Origin of the sequence: Mesorhizobium sp. M0276 (assembly GCF_040321755.1) — a bacterium.
Taxonomy (GTDB): Bacteria; Pseudomonadota; Alphaproteobacteria; order Rhizobiales; family Rhizobiaceae; genus Mesorhizobium.
Window position 1 is genome coordinate 20,791 of sequence record NZ_JAMYSC010000063.1, and the last position, 6,868, is coordinate 27,658.

Below are 6,868 nucleotides of genomic sequence, written 5' to 3' on the forward strand. Positions count from 1 at the left end.
TGGTGTCAGGAGTGCACCTTATCCCCGGAGAGTTCGGCAATGATGGCAGCCACGGCCGCGCGGGCGGAGCCCAATCCCTGGCCGGTATCGACGACGAAGTCAGCCAACTTGCGTTTTTCCGCATCCGGCACCTGCCTGGCCAGGATCGAATCCAGTTTTTCCTCGGTCATATCAGGCCGCGCCAGAACGCGTTCTCGCTGGATTTCGGCTGGCGCGGTGACGACGACGACCTTGTCGACGCGGTCGCGGCCGCCGGTTTCGAACAGCAGCGGAATGTCGAGGACGGCAATCGGCGCGCCGGCGGCACGATGACGCGCCAGAAAGGCATCGGCGTCTGCGCGCACCAGCGGATGGATGATCGCTTCCAGCCGCTTCAGCGCGGCGGCGTCACCGAGAACACGCGCGCCAAGCTTTGCCCGATCGACCACGCCGGCGGATGTGGTGCCGGGAAAGGCCGCCTCGACCAGGGGCGCGGCCTTGCCGGCATAGAGGCGATGCACCGCCTCGTCGGAATCATGGACCGGCACACCGGCCTCGGCGAACATCTTTGCCGTGGTCGACTTGCCCATGCCGATCGAGCCGGTGAGGCCGAGCACGATCATGGCTTCGGCACCAGATCAGCTTCGATGAGCGCGCGCAGTTCAGCCGTGACCTGCGGCCTGATGCCGAACCAGCGCTCGAAGCCGGGCACCGCCTGATGCAGCAGCATGCCGAGCCCGTCGACCGTCTTGAGGTTTCGCGCGCGGGACGCCGCAAGCAGCGGTGTCTCCAGCGGCACATAGACGATGTCGGTGACGATGGCGTGGTCGGGCAGCAAAGCGGGATCGGCGGACAGGCCTTCATTGCCGTGCATGCCGAGTGCGGTGGTGTTGACCAGCAGCCCGGCATCGGCAAGCAGTTCACCGGTCGCCGCCATGCCATGCGCCGAAACGCCGGCGCCGAAACGATCGCGCAATTCCATAGCCCGGCCGAGCGTGCGGTTGACGATGCGGATGTCGGCAACGCCACGCTGCTTCAGTGCATGGATGACGGCGCGGGACGCGCCGCCGGCACCGAGCACGACTGCCGGGCCGTTGCTCGCCCAGCCCGGCGCATGTTCGTCGAGGTTAGCGGCAAAGCCGTGCGCATCGGTGTTGCCGCCCCACAAGATGCCGTCCTCGAACCACAGCGTGTTGACGGCGCCGATCTCTTGCGCCGCCTGGTCGCGGTTGTCGGCCAGCGCGAAAGCCGCCTCCTTATGCGGGATGGTGACGTTGCCGCCGCTATAGCCGTTGGCCTGCAGCGTCTTCACGAACGCGGCAAAGCTTTCCGGCGCGACATCGATCGCCTCATAGCTGCCGCCGATGCCATGCTTGGCCAGCCAATATCCGTGGATCTTCGGCGAGCGCGAATGCTTGATCGGGTGGCCGGTAACGAAGGCCTTCCTTGTCGCCTCAACCATCGATCGCTCCGAGCGTGCGCAGTTCGGCCAGCAGCGGCAGCAGCGGCAGGCCGACAATGGTGAAATGGTCGCCCTCGATCTTGTCGAACAGCTGGATGCCTTCGCCTTCGATCTGGTAGGCGCCGACGCTTCCCAGCGCCTTGGCACCGACGCGGGCGAGATGGCGGCCGATGAAGGCTGGGTCGAGCTTGCGCATGGTCATCGAGGCGATGCCGACATGTCGCCACAGCACCGCGCCGTCGCGGACCAGCACGGCGGCGCTGTTCAACTGATGGGTCTTGCCAGACAGCGCCAGTAAATGACGGCGCGCGCCTTCCCTATCAGCCGGCTTGTGGAACACCTCGTCGCCGAGCGACAGCGTCTGGTCGCAGCCCAGCACCAGGGCGCCCGGCCTGCGCTCGCTGACTTCGGTGGCCTTGGCCTCGGCCAGCACCAGGGCGACATCCTCGGGCGAGACCCCGCTGTCCTGCAAAGGCGCCTCGAGCGCCCGCTCGTCGATTTCAGCCGGAATCGCCTCGACGTCGACACCGGCATTGACCAGCATCGCCTTGCGGAACGGACTGCCTGAAGCGAGGATGATTTTCTCGGTCATTTTCTTTCGCCCGGTTGATCGTCGTTGACCGCCGCAGTGCACAGGGTTGCCAAAGGTTGGCGGGACAGCGCCCCCCTCTGTCCTGCCGGACATCTCCCCCTCAAGGGGGGAGATTGGATGTAGGTTCGGCTTTCGCCAATTTTTAACGTTGAACAAAAGGTGCGGCCCGTGAAGCTGCCAATCTCCCCCCTTGAGGGGGAGATGCCCAGCAGGGCAGAGGGGGGCGCGAAGGATCGCGACGTTTCAGACACTATCTCAAGCCTGTGGTTGCGCACGGCTCCAACTATCTATTCTTCCCCCGCAGGGCAACGATCGCAGCCGCCGTTTCCTCTATCGAGCGGCGGCTGACATCGATCATCGGCCAGCCATGGCGGGTGCAGATCTGGCGGGCATAAGCGAGCTCTTCGCTGATAGCGGCGCGGTCGACATAGTCCGATGCCTCGTAAGAACTGCTGGTGCCGAGGAGGCGGTTTTGCCGGACATGCGAGATGCGCTCGGCGGTGGCGACCAGCCCGACGATCAGCGGCGTCTTGGCGTTGACCAGGCTTTCCGGCACCGGCACGCCGAGCACGATCGGGATGTTGGCGGTCTTGATGCCGCGGTTGGCGAGATAGATGCTGGTCGGCGTCTTCGAGGTCCGCGAGATGCCGATCAGCACGACATCGGCATCGTCCATGTTGAGCGGCAGCTGGCCGTCATCATGGTCCATGGTGAAATTGAGCGCGTCGATGCGGCGGAAGTATTCGGCATCGAGAACATGCTGGGCGCCGACGCGGCGGCCGGCCGGCGTGCCGAGATAGGACTGGAAGACGGTCAGCACCGGCTCCAGCACCGACACACAGGGCAGGCCCATCGTCGCGCAGCGCTCGTCGATGCCGCGCGCCAGCTTCTGGTCGACGACCGTATAGAGAATGATGCCGGGCTCTTCCTCGATGTCCTCGAACACTTTCGCTACCTGCTTTTCGGTGCGGATGAGCGGATAGATGTGCTCGATGGCACGCGCATCCTTGTATTGCGCCGAAGCCGCCCGGCCGGCGGCGAGCAGCGTTTCGCCGGTCGCGTCGGAAATCAGGTGCAGATGGAAGAAGCTTTGGGGTTTGTTCACAGGGGGTCACCTGGGGCTGTGGGCTTCTGTGGATAGAGTGGGATGAAAAGACGGGCCGATCGGATGCGACTGTATCAGAAGGCTAGATGTCCACAATTCGTTGCTCTGTCAGCATCGCCGGGCGGCTGGGGACAAATCCGGGGACGGCTTTCCCTGCCTCTCGCCTGTCCACAGGGCGGGCTTTTCCCCACGTCTCGTAACGCTTTGACTCCAGTGGCGGATTCCTGTTCGTCCCCACAACCCTGCAGTTTGGAAAAAGAAGCACGCGACAATATGTTGGCTGGTGTTTTCCGGGGCAAAGCGGGACAGGTGACAACCACCAGAACCAACAGACTCTTAGAATCAGAAGAATCTTAGATATAAGAATCTTTGATTATAGAAGAGGCTGGGAGAAGCGAGCGCTCGATGCCCCCGAACCGGATCATGCTGGACGTGCTGAAGGGCAAGGCTCACTTTCCGCCTCCGCTCTGGATGATGCGTCAGGCCGGGCGCTATCTGCCGGAGTATCGGGAGACACGCAGGCGTGCCGGTTCCTTCCTGGATCTCTGCTATGACCCAGACCTTGCCGTCGAAGTGACCTTGCAGCCGATCGAGCGTTTTGGTTTCGATGCATCGATCCTGTTCTCGGACATCCTCGTCGTCCCGCATGCGCTTGGCCGCGACGTCCGCTTCGAAGAGGGGCGAGGGCCGCTGCTGACGCCGATCACGGCGCCGGAGATTGCGGCTCTGGAAAGCAAGCTGTTTCACGTGAATCTCGAACCTGTCTACGAGACGGTTCGCCGGCTGCGGGCCAAACTGCCAGACGAGACGACCTTGATCGGCTTCTGCGGGGCACCGTGGACGGTGGCGACCTATATGGTCGCCGGCCATGGCACGCCCGACCAGGCGCCGGCCCGGCTTTTTGCTTACCGCGAGCCGGCGGCCTTTCAACGATTGCTGAAAGTGCTCGCCGATCATTCGGCCGCCTATCTCATCCGTCAGATCGAGGCCGGCGCGGATGTGGTGCAGATTTTCGATTCCTGGTCAGGGGTGCTCGACGACGCCTGCTTTGAACAGTTCTGCGTGCAGCCGGTGGCGGAGATCGTCAGGCAAATTCGGGCCGTTCATCCCGATGTTCCGATCATTGGTTTTCCCAAGGGCGCCGGCGCCCGCTACCAGACCTATCGCCAGAAGACCGGCGTAACGGGTCTGGGGATCGACTGGACGGTGCCCCTGGAGGCGGCGAAGGATTTGCAGCGCCGAGGCGCGGTTCAGGGCAATCTCGATCCCTTGCGGCTCGTGGCAGGCGGCAAGGCACTGTCCGACGGCGTCGAAGCGATCCTGGAAGCGCTGGGAGAGGGGCCGCTGATTTTCAATCTCGGCCATGGCATCACGCCGGAGACGCCGATCGCCCATGTCGAGGCGATGGTGAGACAAGTGCGGAGCGCGACACGCTGATGGCCGAGATGAAAAACGCGAACAGCACCGGGCAGGCGATGATGCGCATGACGATCAGTATGGCGGTGCTGGTCGTTCTCACCGGGCTTTTGTATTTCGCGGCGCCCGACAGTTTTTATCCGTGGGCCAAGGCGATCCATATCCTCGCCGTCATCTCGTGGATGGCCGGCATGCTCTATCTGCCGCGGCTGCTGGTCTACCACGCCGATGCCGAGAAGGGTTCCGTGCAGTCGGAGACCTTCAAGGTGATGGAGCGGCGCCTGCTGCGCGGCATTGTCAATCCGGCGATGATCGTCACCTGGATGTTCGGTCTCTGGCTCGCCTGGAAAGGCTTCGGTTTCCAGGGCGGCTGGCTGCACGCCAAGATCGGGGCGGTGCTTTTGATGTCCGCCGTTCATGGCTACCTGGCCGGCGCGGTGCGCAAATTCGCTGAGGACCGCAACGAAAAGTCCGCCAGGCACTGGCGTATCGTCAACGAGATCCCCACATTGCTGATGGTCGCAATCGTCATTTTGGTGGTCGTCAAGCCGTTCTGACGCTTGTCGCGCAAAGGTGGTTCCCGGCATTGGCATGATGCGCTGCGGGCCTTTATCGGGTCCCGCAAAACGCAGCTTGCTCTTTCACCCGACCGACGATAAAAGACGGGTCTTCCTTCCCGTCATGCGCCGCCCCTCAGTGTCTTCGGCCGCGCCCGGCATTTGTCGCATCCCGCCGATATTTTCCCAAAGCTTACCCAGACTCCATCTATTCAAGGTCCGTCTATGCAAGAAATGAAACTCGCCGAGTTCAAGAACAAGAAACCGCCAGAGCTGATCGCTTATGCCGAATCGCTCGAGGTCGAGAACGCCAGCGTCATGCGCAAGCAGGAGCTGATGTTCGCGATCCTAAAAAAGCTGGCTGCCCAGGACGTCGAGATCATCGGCGACGGCGTGGTCGAGGTGCTGCAGGACGGTTTTGGCTTCCTGCGCTCGGCCAACGCCAATTATCTGCCAGGTCCCGACGATATCTACATTTCACCGTCGCAGATCCGACGCTTTTCGCTGAAGACCGGCGATACGGTCGAAGGGCCGATCCGCAGCCCGAAAGAGGGCGAGCGATATTTCGCGCTGCTCAAGGTCAACACGATCAATTTCGACGATCCCGAAAAGATCCGCCACAAGATCCACTTCGACAATCTGACGCCGCTCTATCCGACCAAGCGGCTGAAGATGGAGATCGACAATCCGACCACCAAGGATATCTCGGCGCGCGTGATCGACCTGGTCGCGCCGATCGGCAAGGGCCAGCGCGCGTTGATCAATGCGCAGCCGCGTACCGGCAAGACCGTTCTCATGCAGAACATCGCCCACTCGATCACCGCCAACCATCCGGAATGCTATTTGATCGTGCTTCTGATCGACGAGCGGCCGGAAGAAGTGACCGACATGCAGCGCTCGGTGAAGGGCGAGGTGATCTCGTCGACCTTCGACGAGCCGGCTGTTCGCCACGTGCAGGTCGCCGAAATGGTCATCGAAAAGGCCAAGCGCCTTGTCGAACATGGCCGCGACGTCGTCATTCTGCTTGATTCCATCACCCGCCTCGGTCGCGCCTACAACACCGTGGTGCCGTCATCCGGCAAAGTGCTGACCGGCGGTGTCGACGCCAACGCGCTGCAGCGGCCGAAGCGCTTTTTCGGTGCGGCGCGAAACATCGAGGAAGGCGGTTCGCTGACCATCATCGCCACCGCGCTGATCGATACCGGCAGCCGCATGGACGAAGTCATCTTCGAAGAGTTCAAGGGCACCGGCAACTGCGAAATCCAGCTCGACCGCAAGGTGGCCGACAAGCGCATCTATCCGGCCATGGACATATTGAAGTCCGGCACCCGCAAGGAAGATTTGCTGGTTTCCAAGCAGGACCTGCAGAAGATCTTCGTGCTGCGCCGCATCCTGGCGCCGATGGGAACCACCGACGCGATCGAGTTCCTGATCGACAAGCTCAAGCAGACCAAGACCAACGCGGATTTCTTCGATTCGATGAATACGTAGGCGAGCAGGCAGGGGGCGTATCCTCTTCTCGTCATCCTAGGGCGGAGCGACGCGAAGCGGAGTGCAGACCCTAGGATCCATGCCGTGAGGTCTATCGAAGAAAGCGCTGGAGCAGAATCTGCACCATTGCAACGCTCGGAAGTAACGGCATGGCAACTGTGTTCATGCGAATGCTTTTTTGTCTCGGATGATAGCGTTGAGGACGACGAGGAGCTTCCTTGCGACGGCAATGATGGCCAGCTTCTTTGACCCTGATCGGGCTGCGA

At 62.2% G+C, this 6,868-nt stretch carries 7 protein-coding genes; 3 read left to right on the plus strand and 4 right to left on the minus strand.

Annotation, left to right across the window (positions count from 1 at the left end; translation table 11 throughout):
* Positions 1-5 precede the first annotated feature (5 nt).
* From coaE to NKJ01_RS30995, 4 genes are all read right to left on the minus strand, one after another.
* Entirely contained in the window at positions 6-602 is a 597-nt protein-coding gene (coaE, locus tag NKJ01_RS30980) for a dephospho-CoA kinase (RefSeq protein WP_352733989.1), read from the minus strand.
* Positions 599-1,441 carry a shikimate dehydrogenase gene (locus tag NKJ01_RS30985; RefSeq protein ID WP_352733991.1) on the minus strand — a complete coding sequence of 281 codons (843 nt, stop codon included), beginning with the start codon at positions 1,439-1,441 and terminating at the stop codon, positions 599-601. The genes coaE and NKJ01_RS30985 overlap by 4 nt, the downstream gene beginning before the upstream one ends.
* Positions 1,434-2,033, minus strand: a complete 600-nt coding sequence (locus NKJ01_RS30990) for a Maf-like protein (protein ID WP_352733993.1) — start codon at positions 2,031-2,033, stop codon at positions 1,434-1,436. Before NKJ01_RS30990 ends, NKJ01_RS30985 begins: the two co-directional genes overlap by 8 nt.
* 283 nt (positions 2,034-2,316) lie before the next feature.
* The gene (locus tag NKJ01_RS30995) at positions 2,317-3,138 is read right to left on the minus strand and encodes a pyruvate, water dikinase regulatory protein (RefSeq protein WP_023763020.1); all 822 of its coding nucleotides are present in this window, start codon (positions 3,136-3,138) and stop codon (positions 2,317-2,319) included.
* A 405-nt stretch (positions 3,139-3,543) separates the two neighbouring features.
* On the opposite strand from NKJ01_RS30995, the gene hemE reads away from it, so the two are divergent.
* The 3 genes from hemE (at position 3,544) to rho (ending at position 6,602) form a co-directional block, all read left to right on the plus strand.
* Positions 3,544-4,575, plus strand: a complete 1,032-nt coding sequence (hemE, locus tag NKJ01_RS31000) for a uroporphyrinogen decarboxylase (RefSeq protein WP_352733995.1) — start codon at positions 3,544-3,546, stop codon at positions 4,573-4,575.
* A complete protein-coding gene (gene hemJ / locus NKJ01_RS31005; RefSeq protein WP_352733997.1) occupies positions 4,575-5,111 on the plus strand; it encodes a protoporphyrinogen oxidase HemJ in 537 nt (178 codons plus the stop codon). Before hemE ends, hemJ begins: the two co-directional genes overlap by 1 nt.
* Positions 5,112-5,336: 225 nt before the next feature.
* Positions 5,337-6,602, plus strand: a complete 1,266-nt coding sequence (rho, locus tag NKJ01_RS31010) for a transcription termination factor Rho (protein ID WP_031261426.1) — start codon at positions 5,337-5,339, stop codon at positions 6,600-6,602.
* The last annotated feature ends 266 nt before the right edge of the window (positions 6,603-6,868 follow it).